Source organism: Planobispora rosea (genome assembly GCF_014648175.1).
GTDB classification, from domain to species: domain Bacteria; phylum Actinomycetota; class Actinomycetes; order Streptosporangiales; family Streptosporangiaceae; genus Planobispora; species Planobispora rosea.
In genome coordinates, this window is record NZ_BMQP01000057.1 from 23,849 (window position 1) to 40,780 (window position 16,932).

Sequence of the window (16,932 nt, forward strand, 5' to 3'; positions counted from 1 at the left end):
CCCCGGAAATCATGATCGGAATCAGAGGGTGAGGGCTCCCGCCAGGAGGTCGCCGAAGCGGGTCAGGTCCTCGGCCGGGCGGTCGATGCCCCGCAGCGGGCCGTGGTCGGCCAGGTGGGCGTCGGCGTACAGGCGGGCGAGCAGGGCCTTGCGGTCGGTGCCCAGCTCGCGCTGCTCCCAGCCGGCCTGCTCCAGCAGCAGGGCGGCGGCGTAGACGTCGCACATGAACTGGGCCAGCGGGAACAGCCGGGCCTCGGCCACGGCCGCGTCCAGACCCGAGCAGACGGTGATCGCCTTGCGCAGGTCCTCGATCCGCAGCCGCACGAGGTTGGCGGTGGCCTCGGACCCGGGGGGCGCCTGCCGTACGGCCTCGGCCAGCCGCTCCAGGAACGGCTCGTGGGCGTTCTCGCGCACCATCGCCCGCCGCACGTCCAGGCACAGGATGTTGTCGCCGCCCTCCCAGATCGGGTTGACCTGGGCGTCGCGCAGGATGCGGGCGACCGGCCACTGCTCGATGTAGCCGTTGCCGCCGTGGATCTCGATCGCGTCGCTGGCCGCGGTGACGCCGAGGCGGGCGGCGCGGAGCTTGACCAGGGCGGGGGCCAGGCGCAGGCTGGGGTCGAGGGTGGCGTCGAAGACCATGGCCTGGGCGGCCTCGACCTCGACGATCATCTCGGCCAGTTTGCGGCGCATGAGCGGCTGGTCGATGAGAGCCGCGCCGAAGGCCTCGCGGCTGCGGGCGTAGCAGATCGACTCGACCAGCGCGCGGCGGGCGCAGCCCAGGCCCATCATGGCGATGGCCAGGCGGGCGCCGTTGGTGAGCGTCATCATCCGGCCCAGGCCCTTGCCGTCGCCGGTGCCTCTCGGGTCCGGGGCGAGCAGGAACGCCTCGGCGTCGGCGAACTCGACCTCCGCCGAGGCGACGGAGCGGGTGCCGAGCTTGTCCTTGAGCCTGCGGATCCGGATGCCGTTGTGACCGCCGTCGCGGCGCTCGCGCAGCACCAGGAAGGGCGAGACCCCGCGCACCCCGTCCGGGGCGCCCTCGGGCTTGGCGAGAACGACGAAGGCCGAGCCGCCTGCGTTGGAAGCGAACCACTTCAGCCCGTTCAGCCGCCAGGCGTCGCCGTCGGGGGCGGCGGTGGTCTCCAGCGCGCCGAGGTCGGAGCCGCCGGAGCGCTCGGTGAACATCTGCGCGGCCTCGCCGGAGAACATGCCGCCGGCGAAGATCTCCCGGACCCGCTCCCTGACGTCTTCGGGGGCGAACGCCTCGGCCATCAGCACGACCATGTCGCCGCCGGTGCCGAGCGCGCAGCCCATGCCGATGTCGGCCTGGTAGAGCAGGTAGTGCCAGGCCGCGGTCATGACCGCCGGGTCGGCTCCGGCCGCCTCGGCCTCCGCGCGGAACTCCGGCCGGGTGAAGCTCCGCGCGACCAGCTCGCTCCGGGCCGCCTCGAAGGACGGCGGCATGACGATCCGGCTGACGTCGCGGCCCCACCGGTCGTAGCGCTCCAGGCGGGGCGGGTTACGGTCGGTCTCCTCGGCGTACTCCGAGATCGGCCCGGCCATCAGCGCACCGGCCCGCTCCAGGTGGGGGGCGGCCCACTCCAGGGCCGCGGCGCCGAGATGGCGGCGCATCAGGAAGCGCAGGGTGGGATCGGAGTCGTACCAGTTCAGCCCGGCGGCGCCCGGATAGCGCTCGGTCGCGTAGCGCCGGGACTTGTCGGGGGTGCCGAAGGGCAGCCGGTCCACCGGCTCGACGAGGTAGGAAGCCATACCCGGATATTACGTTTTCCCAACATGCGATAGGAAGATGTAATGCCGGGCTCCACCGGAGACGCCCTAAGCTCTGGACGCCGATGAAGAACGAGAACTCCCCGGGACTCCGGCCGCTGACCGCGCGCTCGGTCGTCCTCAGCACGCTGCTGGGCAGCCACCCGCCCCGGCTGAAAGCCCGTCACCTGGTGCGCGCGGGCGAACTGTTCGGCATCTCCGAGGGCACGATCCGGGTGGCGCTCTCCCGCATGGTCGCGGCGGGCGACCTCGGCCAGGCCGACGACGGCTCCTACGGGCTCGGCGAGCGCCTGCGCGAGCGCCAGGCACGCCAGGACGCCAGCCGCTCCCCCGCCGTCCGCACGTGGGACGGCTCGTGGGAGGTCGCGATCGTCACCGCCGAGCGGCGGCCGGCCGCCGAGCGCGCCGCGTTCCGGGACGCCATGGCGGCGCTGCGCATGGCCGAGATACGCGAGGGCGCGTGGATGCGCCCGGACAATCTGGTCCGGGACACACCTCTTCAGGACGCACCGGACCGAGGCGGACCGGTCACGGAGGGCGCGGGACCCGCCGGATGGAGATGGGCCCGCCCCGCGATCGTCACCGGGCAGTGCACGTTCCTGCGGGCCGTCCCGGAGGGCGATCCGGCCGTGCTGGCGGCGTCCCTGTGGGACCTGCCGGTCTGGGCGGAGCGGGCGCGGGCGCTGCGGGCGGGGTTCGACGCGGCCTCCTCGGTCACCGGCCGGTTCACCCTGGCCGCCGCGATCCTGCGGCACCTCCTCACCGACCCCCTGCTCCCGCCCGAGCTCCTGCCCGAGGACTGGCCGGGAGCGGATCTACGCCACCGCTACGACCTGTTCGCGACCGAGTTCGGCGCCCTCCTCCGCGACCATCTCTAGCCGGGCGGGGAGCCCCACCCGGTCACAGCAGGGACTTCAGGAAGTCCCTCGTGCGCTGGTCGCGGCCGAACTCGGAGGCGGCGAAGTCGGTGACCCCGGCCTTGGCGAGCATCTGGAGCTGGGCGCCCACGGTGTCCTCGTCGCCGATGAGCGCCACCTGGGCCGGGCCCTCCGCGCCCTCCTTGTCGAGCATGGCCCGGTAGGAGGGCAGGTGGCCGTAGACGGCGTAGACCTCGGCCGCCCGGGCGCGGGCGGCCTCGACGTCGTCGGTGATGCAGATCGGGAGGCCGCAGACGATCCTCGGCGCGGGCCGTCCCGCCGCCTGGGCCGCCTCGGTGACGACCGGGGCCACGTGCTCGGCGACGGTCTTGGGGCCGGTCATCCAGAGCACGGTGCCGTCGGCGACCTCGCCGGCGAGCTTGAGCATGCGCGGGGCCAGCGCGGCGATGAGCACCGGCATGTCGCCCGTGCCCGGGGTGCTCAGGCCGACCTTCGCGGTGAGGGTCTCGCCCTCGAACTCCACCTTCTCCCCCCGCACCAGCGGGACCAGGACCGACAGGTACTCACGCATGTGCCGGGCGGGCTTGTCGAAGCTGTAGCCGTACATGCCCTCGATGACGATTTTGTGCGAGAGCCCGATGCCGAGCGCCAGCCTCCCGCCGAGGGCCGTGTTGACCGTGAGCGCCTGCTGGGCCAGGACGGCGGGGTGGCGCGGGTAGGTCGGCACGACGGCGGTGCCGAGCTCGATGCCCGGCACCTGGCTGCCCGCCACGGCGAGCGCGGTCAGGGCGTCGAGGCCGAAGATGTTGGAGACCCACGCCGAGGGGAAGCCTTCGTCGGCGGTACGGGCGATCCGGTCCCGCAGTTTGCCGAGCGCTTCGGGGCCCTGGGGCTCGTCGAGGTACAGTCCGATCCTCATCGCTGCCGAACTCCATTCTAGTCGTTCGGGCCAGTCTAGAACTTCCTTCCGCCCTCCCGGAGGGGTGCCCCTCGTTCCGGTCAGGCCGGACCGGAGATCCGGTTCCGGCGGCGCAGGAGGAAGAGCCCCGTACCGCCGAAGAGGAGGATCGAGAGGACCGAGTTCGGGGCGACGCCGAACAGCGCGTCGCCGTGCCCCTCGAAGCGCAGGTGCCCGTTGACCAGCAGTGGGGTCACGAGCGCGTTGCTGACCGTGTGGAGCACCACGCCGGGCCAGATCGAACCGGTCCGAACGCGCATCTCACCGTAGAGGACGGCCAGCGCCATGATGCCCGCGAAGAAGAGCGGCAGGTACCACCCCCACGGCAGCGACGTGCTCTGGCGGAAGTCCGCCCGGGACATCCAGACCGTGTACAGCGGAAGGTGCCACAGCCCCCAGACCAGCCCGACGAGCAGGTGCGGGGCGACGCCGCGCAGGCCAAGGGCCATCGCGGTACGCGTGCCGTAGCCGCGGAAGATGAACTCCTCCAGCAGGTTCTTGACCAGCAGGAAGCCGATCGCGGTGACGAAGGCCTCGGCGAAGGGCGGCTTGCCGGCGACCGGGGTGCCGGAGAACGTCGCGACGCCGGTCGCCACCGCCGCCGCCGCCGCGACGGCGGTCGTGATCGGGGAGAGTCCCGCGGCGAACCCGAACCAGCGGGCCCGGTCCGCGAACCGCAGCGTGAACCCCAGGGGGCCCGCGCCGTCCCGGCTGACGAAATAGAGCACGAGTGCGGTCAGCGCCGGGACGGCGATCCACAGTCCCTGCCCGTTCGTGCCACCGCTGGTGGAGGTCACGCTCCCGGTGCCGACGACCTGCCCGGTGGCCCGGTCCAGGGCGGCGAAGAGCCAGCCCCCGCCGGCGGCGACGACCGAGAAGACGGCGAAGTTGATCCGGGCGCGGAGACGCGAGACCGGACGGCGCCGCTCCGCGACGTCCACGGGATCGGCCTGCATGGTCATGATGACTCTCCGTTCGTGGGGGTGGTGTCGTCCGCGGGGATGTCGCCGAGCAGCGCGAGGGCCTCGTCGGCCCAGGCGATGACGTTTTCGGCGCTGCGCCTGCCGGCGGAGATGGTCGTCAGGACGTACGGAAGGTCCGGGGAGTCCTTCTCCTCGGCGGAGATCTTGCGGGCCAGGCCTTCGTATCCGGCCAGGTTCCGCTCGGCGTCCGCCTTCGCCTCCAGCAGCAGTTCCCGGCACTTCCGCACGCCCAGGGTCCGGCCGAAGAACAGGCGCAGCAGGAGCCCGTTCCGCGGAGGCGCCGCCGTGATCGGTTCGTTCAGCAGCTCGCGCAGGCGCGCGGTGCCGGAGTCGGTGATGACGAAGGTCGACGAGCCGGAGCGCGGCCCCTCGCGGCGTTCCACGTGGCCCTGCCGTTCGAGGGCGCCGAGCGTCGGGTAGATCTGCCCGAAGCTCTCGCTCCAGAAGTGCCCGAGCACGTCCCGGATCGCCTCCCGCAGCGCGTAGGCCGTCATCGGGTGCATGCTCAGCGCCCCCAGGACCGCCGTCTCCGTCTGGCTCCGCCGCGCCATCGGCACCTCGCTCGTCTCTTCCAGTTGTATCTGTCAGTTATCTCTTCCAGAAATATCTAACAGATATAAGCGGCGAAGGCAATCTCCGGATCGCGAGGACCGCATCCGCCGAACCGGACGCCGCTCAGCGGCGGATCGCCCCGCGCAGCGGCAGATCCCGGGAGGAGGCCCCGACGTACACGGTGTAGCGGCCCGGCACCGTCGCCCACCTGCCGCCGCGCCATATCTGGAACGCCCGCTCCGGGAGGCGGAAGGTGACCGTGGCCGACTGCCCCGCTGCGAGCCGCACCTTGGTGAACCCGCGCAGCTGCCGCGGCGGCTCCCCCGCTCCCCCGGGGAACCGCAGGTACAGCTGCGGTACGGCGACGCCCGCCCGCGACCCGGTGTTGCGCACCGTGGCCCGGACCGTGGTCCCGGAGACCGACAACCCCCGGTAGGAGAACGTGGTGTAGGACAGCCCGTGCCCGAAGGGGAACAGCGGCGTGACGCCGGCCGCGTCGAAGTGCCGGTAGCCGACCCGCAGCCGCTCGCTGTAGACCTGCCGCAGGCCCACCCCGGGGAACTGCCGGCGGGTGCTCGCCGGGTAGTCGGAGGCGCGTCTGGCGATGGTCATCGGCAGCCGCCCGCCGGGGTCGGCGTCGCCGAACAGCACGGCGGCCAGCGCGTTGCCCAGCTCCTGGCCGCCGAGGAAGGACGAGACCACGGCCCGCACCTTCCCCGTCCAGGGCATGAGGACCTGCGCGGGGCTGGTGAGCACGACCACCGTGTCCGGGTTGGCGGCGACGACGGTCTCGATCAGCCTGTCCGTGTTCCCGGGCAGCCGCAGGCTCGTGCGGTCCTCCCCCTCCTGGGTGACCAGTCCTGCCACGACCACGGCGACGTCGGCCTCGCGCGCGGCGTCGGCGGCGGCCCGCAGCCCGGCCTCCCCCTCGCCGTCCCCCGGTGTGTAGGTCACCTCGCCGCCGGCCCGCTCCTTGATCCCCTCGTACGGCGTGACCACGTACGGCGGCAGCACCCGGCCGGATCCGGCCGAGGTGATCTGCACGTCGTCGTGGGCGGCGGTCCCGATGACGGCGATGCCGCCGGTGCCCTTCGACAGCGGCAGGAGACCATCCCGGTTCTTCAGCAGCGTGGTCCCGGAGACCGCGATCTCGCGGGCCAGGGCGGTGTGCGCCGCGGTGCGGACGTTCCGGCCCGGCGAGCCGTACTCCGTCTCGAAGACCCCGTCGGCGATCATCGGCGTGAGCACCCGGCGGGCCATGTCGTCCAGGCGGGCTTCGGGGAAGCTCCCCGTGGCCAGCCCCACCCTGAGGTTGGCGGAGAACAGCGGGTCGTCCGGCATCGCCTGGTCGAGCCCGGCGCGCGCGGCCCGCTGCCCGCTCCTGGTGGCCAGCCAGTCCGACATGACCCAGCCGTCGAAGCCCATGGACTCCTTCAGGTCGTCGGTGAGCGTCTTGCGGTTCTCGCAGGCGTACGCGCCGTTGACCCGGTTGTAGGCGCACATGACCGCCCCGGCCCCGGCCACGACGGCGGCCTCGAACGGCGGGTAGTAGATCTCCCGCAGCGTGCGCTCGTCGATGACCGCGTCCACGAGCATGCGGTCGGTCTCCTGGTTGTTGCCGACGTAGTGCTTGACGGTGGGGATGACGTTCCGGCTGCGGATGCCCCTGACCTCCTGGGCGGCCAGCGCCGAGGTGAGGTGGGGGTCCTCCCCGAAGCTCTCCCAGACCCGGCCCGACTGGGGCACCCGCAGGATGTCCACGGCGGGCGCGAGGTGCACGTTGACGCCCTTGCCCCGGGCCTCCGCGCCGAGGGCGGCTCCGAACCGGCGGGCGAGGGCGGTGTCCCAGGCGGCGGCGAGGGTGATCGGCGCGGGGAAGGCGGTCACGCCCTTGACGTCGCTGACGCCGTGCGGGCCGTCATGCATGCGCAGTTCCGGGATCCCGAGCCGGGGGATGCCCTTCACCCTGCCGCGCGGGACGAGCGCCAGGCCGTGGCCGCGCACCATGTTCAGCTTCTCGTCCGTCGTCATCGCGCCGAGCAGGAGCTCCACCCGTTCGGCGACGGGCCTGCTCCCGTCGAGCCAGGGCCGCCGGTCCCGCCCGGAGGCGGCGTCCCTCTCCGCCGCCGTGGTCGCGGCGCCGGTCGCCGGGGGCGGGGAGGCGGGGAGCAGAGCGGCGAGGAGGACGGCGGCCCCGGCTGCGGAACGTCTCAGGCTCGGCACGGCGCCCCCTGAAGTGTCACGACGGTGGGGAGCCGATCCTGACGGCGCCCGCCCGCCGTGATCTATGGCCTCCCGCCACAACCCGGCGGGAGCAATGTGGCATGTGATACGAGAAACACGGAATCACGGTTTCCGGTGCGTCATTCATGGGAGAACCCGATGGACCGGAAACATCGGGAGCCTTCCGTCCCGAAGCCGACCGGCCGGACGGCGACCGTCCTGAAGAGAACCGTCCCGAAGAGAACCGTCCCGAAGTCAACCGCCTCCCCTCGGGGACCGCCGGCGAAGGAGCGACCGTGGCGTCATGGGCCGACCACGCGATCTGGTGGCACGTGTACCCGCTCGGGTTCACCGGCGCCGAACCCGCCGCGCTCCCGCCCTCCGAGCCGGTACGGCACCGCCTGCGGCACCTGGAGGGCTGGCTGGACTACGCCGTCGAGCTGGGCTGCTCGGGCCTGCAGCTGGGGCCGGTCTTCGACTCGGAGACCCACGGCTACGACACGGTCGACCACTTCCGCGTCGATCCCCGGCTCGGCGACGACGCCGACTTCGACCGGATGGTCGCCGCCGCCCGCGACCGGGGTCTGCACGTACTCCTGGACGGGGTGTTCAACCACGTCGCCCGGGGCTTCCCGGTCTTCCGCCGGGCGGATTCCGACCCGGGCGCCGCCGCCTGGTTCCGCCGCTCCCCCGGTGGTACGGACTACGACACCTTCGAGGGCCACCACCATCTCGTCGCCCTCGACCACAGCGAACCCGCCGTACTCGACCACGTCGTGCGCGTCATGGACCACTGGCTCGGCCGGGGCGCCTCCGGCTGGCGGCTCGACGCCGCCTACGCGGTCCCCCCGGGGTTCTGGCGGCGGGCCCTGGAGCGGGTCCGGCCGCGCCATCCCGACGCCTGGTTCGCCGGGGAGGTGCTCCACGGCGACTACGCCGCCTACGTCAGCGAGAGCGGGCTGGACTCGGTCACCCAGTACGAGCTGTGGAAGGCGATCTGGAGCTCGCTCAACGACGGCAACTTCTACGAGCTGGCCTGGGCCCTGGAGCGGCACAACGGGTTCCTGGAGACCTTCGCGCCGCTGACCTTCGTCGGCAACCACGACGTGACCCGCCTGGCCAGCCGCCTGGCCGACGCCCGCCATCTGGGCCACGCCCTGGCCGTGCTGTTCACCGTCGGCGGCGTGCCCAGCGTCTACTCCGGTGACGAGCAGGGCTTCCTGGGCGTCAAGGAGGACCGGGCCGGCGGGGACGACGCGGTCCGCCCCGCGTTCCCCGCCTCCCCGGACGGGCTCTCCCCCGCCGGGCGGCCCGTCCACCGGCTGCACCGGCGGCTGATCGGGCTGCGCCGCCGCCATCCGTGGCTGGCCCGGGCGCGCACCGCCGTACCGCACCTGAGCAACCGGGCCGCCGCGCTGGCCTCGGCTGACCCGGACCATCCCGGCCGGGCACTGCTCACCCTGCTCAACGTGGACGACAGGCCCTACCGCTTCCCGGTCGAGGCCGCGGGCCTGGCCGTGCTGGAGTCGTCGGGGGAGGCTCCGGGAGACCCGTGTCTCGTCCCCGCCCACGGCTGGTCGGTGCTCGGGATCCGATGATCCCGCGTGTCACCGCGTGCGGGGAAGGGCCGTACGGGGACGGATCTCCATGGAGCGGTGCGCACGGGAAGGCCGTAAAAAACCCTGGACTCCCGGGGCGGGCCGCCGGATTCCGTACTTCTCCACAGAGCGGCGCCGGCGGTATTTGTACGGAGACCGGCCCGCGTCCGGAGGAGATGCTGAGGGGGTCCGACGGTCAGCACCCGTAATCGAGACGATCACCGAGGCCCCCCATGTGCCACCACGACCCCCTCTGTCCCCCGGCCCACGCCTCCGACCGCGAAGCCGCGCGTCCCGTGGCCTTCCGCCCCGAGCAGGGGTGGACCCTCCTGTGCAACGGCGTCGTGCTGTTCGACGACACCGGCGCGCTGCTGCCCGACGGCCGCGCCATCGCCCCGCACCGCCCTTCGCCCCCCCGCGTCACCGGCCCCTCGCGCCGCTCCCTCCTCGCCCCGGCGGCCTGACCGTCCCGTCCCGCCGCGGTCCTGTCACCGGCCGGCAGGAACCGGTGATCACTGATAGGGGTCGGTGATCTCACGCAGCCGGGTCAGGATGCGGCGGAGCCGGTCGGCGTCCCGCCTGCCGAGGTGCCGCATCCACTCGGCCTCGACCTCGGCCTCGGCCTCCATGGCGACCTCGAGGGCCGCCCTCCCGCGGGCGGCGATCCGTACCAGCCGGGCCCGGGCGTCGCTCGGGTCCGGCACCCGTTCCACGTAACCGGCCCGTTCGAGCTGGCCGATCAGGAAGGTGGCCGTCTGCTTGGTCACCCGGGCCTGCTCGGCCAGGTCGGTCATCCGCGTGCCCTCCCAGCCGATCCGCTGGAGCACCCGGCCCTGCGCGAGGGTGATGTCGTCGAACCCGGCGGCGGCCACGGCCTTCAGGACCCTGGTCTCCATCTCCCGCGCGGGGATGAAGCACAGTATGCCGAGGTTCATCCGCCCCCGGCGCGGACTCTCGCCCACCCCGTCCCCTCTGCCGCCGGTCCTTGACGATGGACAGATTATCGAACTAAATTAGTTCCATAATCGTACCAGATTGCGGGCGGCGACAACAGGAGGCCGAGATGAACCGCGATGAGGTATGGCAAGCGATCGACCACGAGCGGTCCACTCTCGCGGACCTCTTCGACGACCTGTCCGCGAAGGAGTGGGAGACCGCGTCCCTGTGCGACGGCTGGCGCGTGCGCGACGTCGCGGCCCACCTGACGCTCGCCCACGGAGCAAGCCTCCTGCAGATGGCGTCCTGGATGCTGCGGGCCCGCGGGAGCATGAACCGCATGATCCACGACACCGCCGTACGGCAGGCCGAGCTGCCCGTGGAACGTTACAGCGCCCTGCTCCGGGCCATGGTGGGGTCACGCAAGACGGCAGCGCCCGGCCTCACCCCCTTCGAGCCGCTCATCGACGTCCTGGTGCACGGGCAGGACATCACGATCCCGCTCGGGCGGGACCGGCCCATGCCGCCGCGGGCGGCGGCCGCGGCGGCGACCCGGGCCTGGGAACGGAAGGGCTGGCCCTTCTGGGCCAAGCGGAGGATGAGCGGGTTCGAACTCGTCGCCACCGACCACTCCTGGTCGGTCGGTCAGGGCCGGCGGGTCGAGGGTTCCATCGGGACCATCCTGCTGGTGCTGACCGGCCGGACGGCGGCCCTGCCCCACCTGTCCGGCCCGGGCGCGGCCGGCCTGCGGGCCCGCCTGTCACCGGCCGCCGCCCGGAGGTGACGGCTCCGGGGCAGGCTTGAGCGACTACGGGGCAATCCTTAAGGTGTGGCCGCGCGGGGTCGATAGATATTAGGTCAAGATCAGACCTCGTGCGATGGGTTGGGTGGCATGACGCCAGAGGACCGGAGGACCGGGCGGGACGGCGGCGACGACCTGGTCGCGCTCATCCTGCGGGTGCTCGTCGAGCGCGCGGTCTTCCCGCTGTACCAGCCGATCGTCGACCTCACCACCGGCAACATCGTCGCCGTCGAGGCACTGGCGCGCGGCCCGGCCGGCTCGCCGCTGGAGTTCCCGGACGCCTTGTTCTCGGCCTCCATCCGGGCCGGGGTGATGCCGCTGCTGGACCAGCTCTGCGCCACCCGGGCCATGGAGATCGCCCGGGACGCCGGGGAGAGGGTGCCGCCGCTGCTGTTCTTCAACGCCGAACCGGCCGCGCTGAACCAGCCGTTCACCCCCGAGCTGCTGGCCGTAGTGCTGTCCGAGCGACCGTACCGGGCGGTGCTGGAGTTCACCGAGCGGGCTCTGGCCGATCATCCGGCGGCACTGCTGGACATCGCCGCCGGTGTGCAACGGACCGACGGGGCGCTCGCCCTGGACGACGTCGGCGCCGACCCGCTGTCACTGGCCTTCCTTCCGCTCATCGAGCCGGAAGTGATCAAGCTGGACATGCACCTGCTGCGCGCCCCGCACGCACCGGCCACCATCGCCACCGCCGCGGTCGTCGGCGCGCACGCCGAGCGCACCGGGGCGGTGGTGCTCGCCGAAGGCATCGAGACCGAGCACGACGCGGCGACCGCGCGGGCGCTCGGCGCCCGCTGGGGACAGGGCTGGCTGTTCGGACGGCCCGGGCCGCTCGACGCGCTCGCCGGCCGGCCGATGGACCCGCACGCCCGGCTGCGCCCGCCCCGGCCGGACCTGCACCTGCCCGACGGAACCCCGTTCACCATGGCCGCACTGCGGCACCACAGCCGGGCCGGGGACCAGCCGATGATCGACGGCCTCACCGACTACCTGCTCTCACTGGCGGCGGGCGCCGGCCCCCACGCGGTGGTGCTCGGCGCGTACCCGGACCCGGCGGTCGGCCGGGCCTGGCTGCCCCGCCTGGCGTCACTGGCCGATCAGGCGGCCTTCGTCGGCGTCGTCGGCCCCGCGCCGATCACCGCCGGCGCGCATCCGGTGCGGACTGCGGTGACGCCGGCCGACGGCCCGGCCGCCGCCGACACGGTCCTGGCGGTGGTCGGCCCGCACACCGCGGCCGCGCTGTGCGTCCGGCCGGGCCCGGACGGCGGAGTGGACTTCGTCGTGAGCCACGAACCGGACATGGTGCACGCGATCGCTCGCATGCTGATGCGGCGGCTGGACACCGCGGCCGAGCGGCTGGACCCGCCCGCCGCCGACCGGTGGACCAGCCCCGCCGTGGCCTGACAGCCGGTTGCCGTATCCGTTGCCGGGTCCTGCCGGTCGCCGTCCTGGACTGGCTCCGGTGACTTACGGGACCGGCCTCACGAAGTGATGGCCACGGCTCTCCGCAGGTAGGCGTTGTCGCGGAGTTCGGTGAGCATGAACTCCGCGATGTCAGCGCGGGAGACCCTGGCGGTGAAGGAGAGCCGGAGCTCGGTTCCCGTGCGGTAGCGGCCGGTGCGGGGTCCGTCGGTGAGCACCGGTGCGCGGACCATGGTCCAGTCGGTGTCGCTGGCCCGGACGAGCGCCTCCATCTGTTCCTTGTCGCGGAGAACGGCTCGCTCGATCAGCCACGAGACGGCGACGTAGGCGGTGCGGTGGCGGCTGTCCGCGACGCCGTAGTTGCTCAGGATGACGAGACGGCGGGGACCCTTGCCGGCCGCGGCGGCCAGCACCGTGCGGATGCCTTCGGCGCAGACATCCGGATCCCGCCGCCGCCCGCCCAGTGTGCTGACGATCGCATCGGCGCCTTCGAGCGTTCTGGCCGCCGCCGCGGGGTCGCGCACGTCACCGCCGACGACGCGAAGCTGCGCGTGCGGGCGGATCCGGGCCGGATCGCGGGTGAGCGCACTGACTTCGTGGCCGCGTTGCAGGGCGTGCTCGACGACGACACGGCCGGCGCGGCCGGTCGCGCCGAAGATGGCCAGACGCAATGGATAACTCCTCGACGCATCACTTGATCGAATTATCCGGTACACGCGTACCGTTTAGCTGTTACAGTGCCCCGGTGATGCCCGGACGTCAACCCTGGAGGCCAGTCATGCTGATCGTCGCCGGCACCGGCTACGTCGACCCCGACCACCGCGCCGCACTCCTGGAAGGTCTCGTCCCGTCCCTGCGCCGGGTCAGAACCGCACCGGGATGCCTGGAGTACGTGGTGGCCGCCGACCCGATCGAGCCCGACCGGGTCAACATCTATGAGCGGTGGGAGTCCCAGACGCATCTCGACGCCCACCTGGCCGACGTCGCGCAGACCGCGCCGCCGATGCCGGGCGTGCGCAGCGTGGAGGTCATGCGATACGAAATCAGCGGTGTCAGCCCCCTTCAGAGCTGAGCCGGCAGCCACTCCGGCCGGCGGCTCCGGGAGCGAGAGGAGCCGCCGGCCGGAGCACGGCCTACACCGGAGCACGGCCTACAATCGCAGCGATGCTGCCATCGGACCGAACCCCGGAAACCACACATCACGGTGCGGCCGCGGAGCCCGTCAGGCCTCAGCGCGCCGACGGCCGGCGCAATCAGGCCCGGGTGCTGGAGGAGGCCTTCGCCGCCTTCGCGGCCCACGGCGCCGCGGTCCCGATCCGCGAGATAGCCCGGCGTGCCGGCGTCAGCACCGGCACCGTCACCCGGCATTTCCCCACCAAGCAGGCGCTCTTCCAAGCGGTCGCGCTCCACCGGATCGAGCAGCTCGTCCGCACCGCCGAGGACATCGCCGCCCGGGAGCACCCGGCGACCGCCTTCTTCACCTTCTTCGCGTTCCTGGTACGGCAGAGCGCAGCCGACCACGCCGTCGGCGACGCCCTCACCGGTGCCGGCTTCGACCTCCAGGCCGCCGCGTCGACGGCCATCAGCGACTTCGGCGAGGCCATGGCGGGTCTGCTCACTCGGGCCCAGCAGGCCGGAGCGGTCCGCGACGACGTCGACACCGCCGACGTCAAAGCCCTCATCGCGGGCTGCATCGCCCGCGGTGACGACGACGCCGCACGACAACGCATGATCGAGATCGCCGGCGACGGCCTCCGCCCCCGCCCGGCCCGAGCGCCCGGTCGGGTGAACGCGGACTGAGACCGGGGCCGGGACCCGTGGATCTCAGGAGTCGGCGCCCGGCCGTCTCCGAGTGACCTTGCCGCGCAATCCGGAGACCACGTCCCCGATCGTGCGTTCGGAGGAGGGCCGGGGCGCCTTGGCCTCCCGGCGCGTGAGCACCCTGGCGCAGACCACCGCGCCGGCGGTGAACACCGGCATGGCGATCGTCGCGACGTATCTGGCGACATCGGTCGCGATGTAGACGGCGAGCAACCCCGAAACCAGAGACCCTGCGAGCAACAGAAAGACGGTGGACCAGCGCATCGGAGCTCCCGTATCGTCAGTGGGCCCAGGCCGCGAGTGATCGACTATGGCCGTCAACGAACGAGGGTTCTGCCGCGGTTCCCCCACCCGCGCCCTCCTCCTTCTTCCCGTTCCGGCGCAGATCTTCCTCCAAGCAGCCGGGCAGTGACTGCGGCCCCATGCTCGCGGGCTCCCATTGAGAGACATCGGATGGTCCGTTCGCGCGCATCGCATGCGCCATCGATCAAGATCGAGATACACCACCAACCGGACACGCCCGGTCGAGGAGGGGCCCGACGACGGGCGGGTGACCAGCCGACCATGAGACCTGACACGAGCCGATCCCTTGGCCGGACGAGAACCTTCCCCCGGTCATCGGCGCGGGCTTGTCACTCGCCACGGCCAAGAACCCTGTCCGTTAGCCCGTCAGCACCCGTACGTTCGGCGATGAGGAATTTCCCACGTGGCCGCGCGCTTTCCGGTGGCGCGGCCGTGTGCGACGGCAGGCGGCCGCGCGGTGATTCCGGTGAACGAATCTCCGCGCGGCCGGGCTGTCATTCAGCCATCATCTCCCGTTATCGCCAGGAGTCGTTCCTGCTGGCGGTTCCGGTGGGAGGAGTGGTGAATGTCCGATCGGGGTCGGACTCCCAGATGACTGAGCCGTCGGGGTTCTTTTTGATGTACTTGAACGCGACGGCGGTGTTGGGCGGCAGGAGAAGGGCTCCGCGCCACACGGGGTAGTCACCGGACGACAGCCGCAGGGCCTTGGCGGGGTCCCAGCCACCGAGCTCGGGCAGGTTGCCGACCACGAAGACGTTCTGGCCGAAGGCGGTGGCCGCCTCCACGTTGAAGGAGGCGGCGACCTGCCCGGGCGCACCCTGGGCCCATACGTCGTCGCGGGTCACCGTGCCCGCCGCGGGGGCGGTGAAGGCGCGGTTGGGGCTGGACTCCCAGGTGACGGCCCCGGCGGAATCCTTCTTGATGTACTTGTACTGCACGGCGGTGCCGCCGGGCAGGGGGACCGAGGCCCGCCAGCGGGGATAGTCCGCCGGTGACAGCGCCACCGCCCCCGCGGGGTTCCAGGCGCCGAGCTGCGGGGCGCTTCCCACCACGAAGACATTCTGTCCCAGGTGGGTGGCGGTCTCGACGGTGAAGGTGACCGTGCTCGTATTCGTGCTCGCGCTCGCGGCTCCCACGGGAAGGGCCATGCAGGCCAGCGCGGCGACGAGGGCGGTCAGCAGCACGAACGCCCGCCGGGCACGAGCGGCCCGGGGGGCCGGGGGTGCGTGTTCGATCGAATGCGGGAACACCACTTCTCCCTTGTTCTTGACGGATAAGAACAGCCGGGGACGCCGATGCTGCGGCGGCGGCGTCCCCGGGGCGCGCGGAGCTCCTTGCGGTGATGAGTTTTGCCTGCGATCCCCCCTCCTGCAAGAGCTTGCGGAAACTTTCTGAAGCATTTCTCATCACCATCGGTCCCCTCGGCATCACGGGGTGCAGCAAAAAGTCTTCGGAAGTGCAGTTTCGCGTGGGGTCCCAGGAGCGGAGTTCTCCGTGAAATGAATCACAGTTGCATTTCTGCGGGCTCTCCCAGCGGCACTGCGTTCGCAGGTCTTGATTCGTTCGGCTGCGTCACGGGATGCAGCCTGCTCACCGTCAGCGCGCCACCCGGGCCGCCCGACGGGGTGCTCGTCGCCGACGACACCATCGCCGATCTCGTGAGGCACGCGGGCACCGGCGTCACCGAAGCCGTCTACCGACACCAGCTCAGACTGGTGATCATGAAGGGTGCCCACACTCCGGGGTGAAGCCCCCGCATCGCCGCGATCCGCCCCTCCGGCGTGCTGACCGGAAACGCGCCCGCAGCTCGCGGCGCCCGGCTGCTCGATGGCACCGACGATGTGATCAAGTCCACCGCGCGCAAGCGGCTGATGCCGCCATCCCGCCGCTGACCCGCCACCGGGGCGACCCGAGCAGGGGACGGGCCGCTCCGCCGTACTGGACAGGGAACGAAGAGCGGGGCACGCCGTTTGAGGAGTGGTTTCCGCGGCAGGCATGTTTCCTGTCTCTATTAAACAGAGTGCCTATGCATTCACTTTCCAGCCAAGTCAAGTCTTGATGCTAAATGATCTAGTCGGCAAGGTCTGCACCGGTCGCACGAAAGGTGAAACACACCATGTATTGCAAAAGGATTCACGGATGCGCTTAGGGCTTAAGGTCTCCTTCGCGGTAACCCTTGCCGGCCTCACCGCTATTGCGACAGTCGCCCCTGCAGGAGCAGACATATGGCCCTTCGGTGGCATCCCGCCGGACAAGAGCACCCACAGTTACTGCTACACAACTTCGGTATCTACAGGGCTCAGGTCGTACATCCCAGGCGCGATGAACTATCTCAACTCCGCCACGGCCATCCCGGGAGTCCCTTTCCACTCGCCATGCGAGACCACCAACTCCTCCTCGGACGGAACGCCGGCCACAGACGTGGCATGGTTCCAGGTCTGGGTTGACGGTTCCTACGGCCAGGCGGAGTGCAAGGTTCGAACCGCTTCCGATCCGGGCGTCTGTGACCAGCGCCACACACGAATTAACTCCAGCATGATCAAAGCTACCAGCGACCCCCATTACCAGTTCATCAAGACTGTCTGCCATGAATTGGGGCATAGGTGGCGTCCCGGATGCGGTGTAAAAGACAGCGGGCGTAGGTTGCCGTGTTGAACCGACC

General features: G+C 71.6%; 16 protein-coding genes. 7 read left to right on the forward strand and 9 right to left on the reverse strand.

All coding sequences use genetic code 11. The features are described from left to right. Nucleotides 1-21: 21 nt before the first annotated feature. Nucleotides 22-1,773 (reverse strand): acyl-CoA dehydrogenase family protein, encoded by a 1,752-nt coding sequence (locus IEZ08_RS35565; RefSeq protein ID WP_189243914.1) that lies wholly within the window; start codon nt 1,771-1,773, stop codon nt 22-24. An 83-nt stretch (nt 1,774-1,856) separates the two neighbouring features. Between IEZ08_RS35565 and IEZ08_RS35570 the strand changes: the two genes are divergently transcribed. Then, nucleotides 1,857-2,669 carry a PaaX family transcriptional regulator C-terminal domain-containing protein gene (locus IEZ08_RS35570; RefSeq protein ID WP_068924298.1) on the forward strand — a complete coding sequence of 271 codons (813 nt, stop codon included), beginning with the start codon at nt 1,857-1,859 and terminating at the stop codon, nt 2,667-2,669. 22 nt (nt 2,670-2,691) lie between these two features. Here the strand turns inward: IEZ08_RS35570 and IEZ08_RS35575 are convergent, their stop codons facing one another. The 4 genes from IEZ08_RS35575 to IEZ08_RS35590 form a co-directional block, all read right to left on the reverse strand. After that, nucleotides 2,692-3,588 carry an LLM class F420-dependent oxidoreductase gene (locus tag IEZ08_RS35575; RefSeq protein ID WP_068924299.1) on the reverse strand — a complete coding sequence of 299 codons (897 nt, stop codon included), beginning with the start codon at nt 3,586-3,588 and terminating at the stop codon, nt 2,692-2,694. A gap of 80 nt (nt 3,589-3,668) precedes the next feature. Then, a complete protein-coding gene (locus IEZ08_RS35580) occupies nt 3,669-4,589 on the reverse strand; it encodes a CPBP family intramembrane glutamic endopeptidase (protein WP_068924300.1) in 921 nt (306 codons plus the stop codon). Further along, nucleotides 4,586-5,161 carry a PadR family transcriptional regulator gene (locus tag IEZ08_RS35585; RefSeq protein WP_068924301.1) on the reverse strand — a complete coding sequence of 192 codons (576 nt, stop codon included), beginning with the start codon at nt 5,159-5,161 and terminating at the stop codon, nt 4,586-4,588. The genes IEZ08_RS35580 and IEZ08_RS35585 overlap by 4 nt, the downstream gene beginning before the upstream one ends. Before the next feature lie 124 nt (nt 5,162-5,285). Next, a complete protein-coding gene (locus IEZ08_RS35590) occupies nt 5,286-7,385 on the reverse strand; it encodes a beta-glucosidase (RefSeq protein ID WP_084780302.1) in 2,100 nt (699 codons plus the stop codon). A 296-nt stretch (nt 7,386-7,681) separates the two neighbouring features. Here IEZ08_RS35590 and IEZ08_RS35595 point away from each other — a divergent pair, with 296 nt between their 5' ends. Together IEZ08_RS35595 and IEZ08_RS35600 are read left to right on the forward strand one after the other, a co-directional pair. After that, nucleotides 7,682-8,983, forward strand: a complete 1,302-nt coding sequence (locus IEZ08_RS35595; RefSeq protein ID WP_068924302.1) for an alpha-amylase family protein — start codon at nt 7,682-7,684, stop codon at nt 8,981-8,983. A gap of 233 nt (nt 8,984-9,216) precedes the next feature. Then, nucleotides 9,217-9,447, forward strand: coding sequence for a DUF5999 family protein (locus tag IEZ08_RS35600; protein WP_068924303.1), 231 nt, complete (start codon nt 9,217-9,219; stop codon nt 9,445-9,447). A 48-nt stretch (nt 9,448-9,495) separates the two neighbouring features. On the opposite strand, the gene IEZ08_RS35605 is transcribed toward IEZ08_RS35600, so the two are convergent. Next, entirely contained in the window at nt 9,496-9,945 is a 450-nt protein-coding gene (locus IEZ08_RS35605) for a MarR family winged helix-turn-helix transcriptional regulator (protein WP_229803881.1), read from the reverse strand. Between the two features lie 101 nt (nt 9,946-10,046). Here IEZ08_RS35605 and IEZ08_RS35610 point away from each other — a divergent pair, with 101 nt between their 5' ends. Both IEZ08_RS35610 and IEZ08_RS35615 read left to right on the forward strand, forming a co-directional pair. Further along, a complete protein-coding gene (locus tag IEZ08_RS35610) occupies nt 10,047-10,703 on the forward strand; it encodes a maleylpyruvate isomerase family mycothiol-dependent enzyme (RefSeq protein WP_189243915.1) in 657 nt (218 codons plus the stop codon). Between the two features lie 108 nt (nt 10,704-10,811). Continuing rightward, complete coding sequence (locus IEZ08_RS35615; protein WP_068924306.1) at nt 10,812-12,128, forward strand: EAL domain-containing protein; 1,317 nt, start codon at nt 10,812-10,814, stop codon at nt 12,126-12,128. Between the two features lie 77 nt (nt 12,129-12,205). On the opposite strand, the gene IEZ08_RS35620 is transcribed toward IEZ08_RS35615, so the two are convergent. Then, a complete protein-coding gene (locus IEZ08_RS35620; RefSeq protein WP_068924307.1) occupies nt 12,206-12,817 on the reverse strand; it encodes an NAD(P)-dependent oxidoreductase in 612 nt (203 codons plus the stop codon). Nucleotides 12,818-12,924: 107 nt separating this feature from the next. On the opposite strand from IEZ08_RS35620, the gene IEZ08_RS35625 reads away from it, so the two are divergent. Both IEZ08_RS35625 and IEZ08_RS35630 read left to right on the forward strand, forming a co-directional pair. Continuing rightward, nucleotides 12,925-13,218 carry a putative quinol monooxygenase gene (locus IEZ08_RS35625; protein WP_068924308.1) on the forward strand — a complete coding sequence of 98 codons (294 nt, stop codon included), beginning with the start codon at nt 12,925-12,927 and terminating at the stop codon, nt 13,216-13,218. Between the two features lie 92 nt (nt 13,219-13,310). Next, nucleotides 13,311-13,946 (forward strand): TetR/AcrR family transcriptional regulator, encoded by a 636-nt coding sequence (locus IEZ08_RS35630; protein WP_068924309.1) that lies wholly within the window; start codon nt 13,311-13,313, stop codon nt 13,944-13,946. A gap of 24 nt (nt 13,947-13,970) precedes the next feature. Here IEZ08_RS35630 and IEZ08_RS35635 read toward each other — a convergent pair whose 3' ends face one another. Beyond that, the gene (locus tag IEZ08_RS35635; RefSeq protein ID WP_141704114.1) at nt 13,971-14,207 is read right to left on the reverse strand and encodes a hypothetical protein; all 237 of its coding nucleotides are present in this window, start codon (nt 14,205-14,207) and stop codon (nt 13,971-13,973) included. 578 nt (nt 14,208-14,785) lie between these two features. Further along, the gene (locus tag IEZ08_RS35640; RefSeq protein ID WP_189243916.1) at nt 14,786-15,520 is read right to left on the reverse strand and encodes a CBM20 domain-containing protein; all 735 of its coding nucleotides are present in this window, start codon (nt 15,518-15,520) and stop codon (nt 14,786-14,788) included. Nucleotides 15,521-16,932: the final 1,412 nt, after the last annotated feature.

Bases quoted from the DNA above. Each gene is read 5' to 3' on its own strand.
- IEZ08_RS35565 (WP_189243914.1), bottom strand. From the start codon at position 1,773: ATGGCTTCCTACCTCGTCGAGCCGGTGGACCGGCTGCCCTTCGGCACC.
- IEZ08_RS35570 (WP_068924298.1), top strand. From the start codon at position 1,857: ATGAAGAACGAGAACTCCCCGGGACTCCGGCCGCTGACCGCGCGCTCG.
- IEZ08_RS35575 (WP_068924299.1), bottom strand. From the start codon at position 3,588: ATGAGGATCGGACTGTACCTCGACGAGCCCCAGGGCCCCGAAGCGCTC.
- IEZ08_RS35580 (WP_068924300.1), bottom strand. From the start codon at position 4,589: ATGACCATGCAGGCCGATCCCGTGGACGTCGCGGAGCGGCGCCGTCCG.
- IEZ08_RS35585 (WP_068924301.1), bottom strand. From the start codon at position 5,161: ATGGCGCGGCGGAGCCAGACGGAGACGGCGGTCCTGGGGGCGCTGAGC.
- IEZ08_RS35600 (WP_068924303.1), top strand. From the start codon at position 9,217: ATGTGCCACCACGACCCCCTCTGTCCCCCGGCCCACGCCTCCGACCGC.
- IEZ08_RS35610 (WP_189243915.1), top strand. From the start codon at position 10,047: ATGAACCGCGATGAGGTATGGCAAGCGATCGACCACGAGCGGTCCACT.
- IEZ08_RS35615 (WP_068924306.1), top strand. From the start codon at position 10,812: ATGACGCCAGAGGACCGGAGGACCGGGCGGGACGGCGGCGACGACCTG.
- IEZ08_RS35625 (WP_068924308.1), top strand. From the start codon at position 12,925: ATGCTGATCGTCGCCGGCACCGGCTACGTCGACCCCGACCACCGCGCC.
- IEZ08_RS35630 (WP_068924309.1), top strand. From the start codon at position 13,311: ATGCTGCCATCGGACCGAACCCCGGAAACCACACATCACGGTGCGGCC.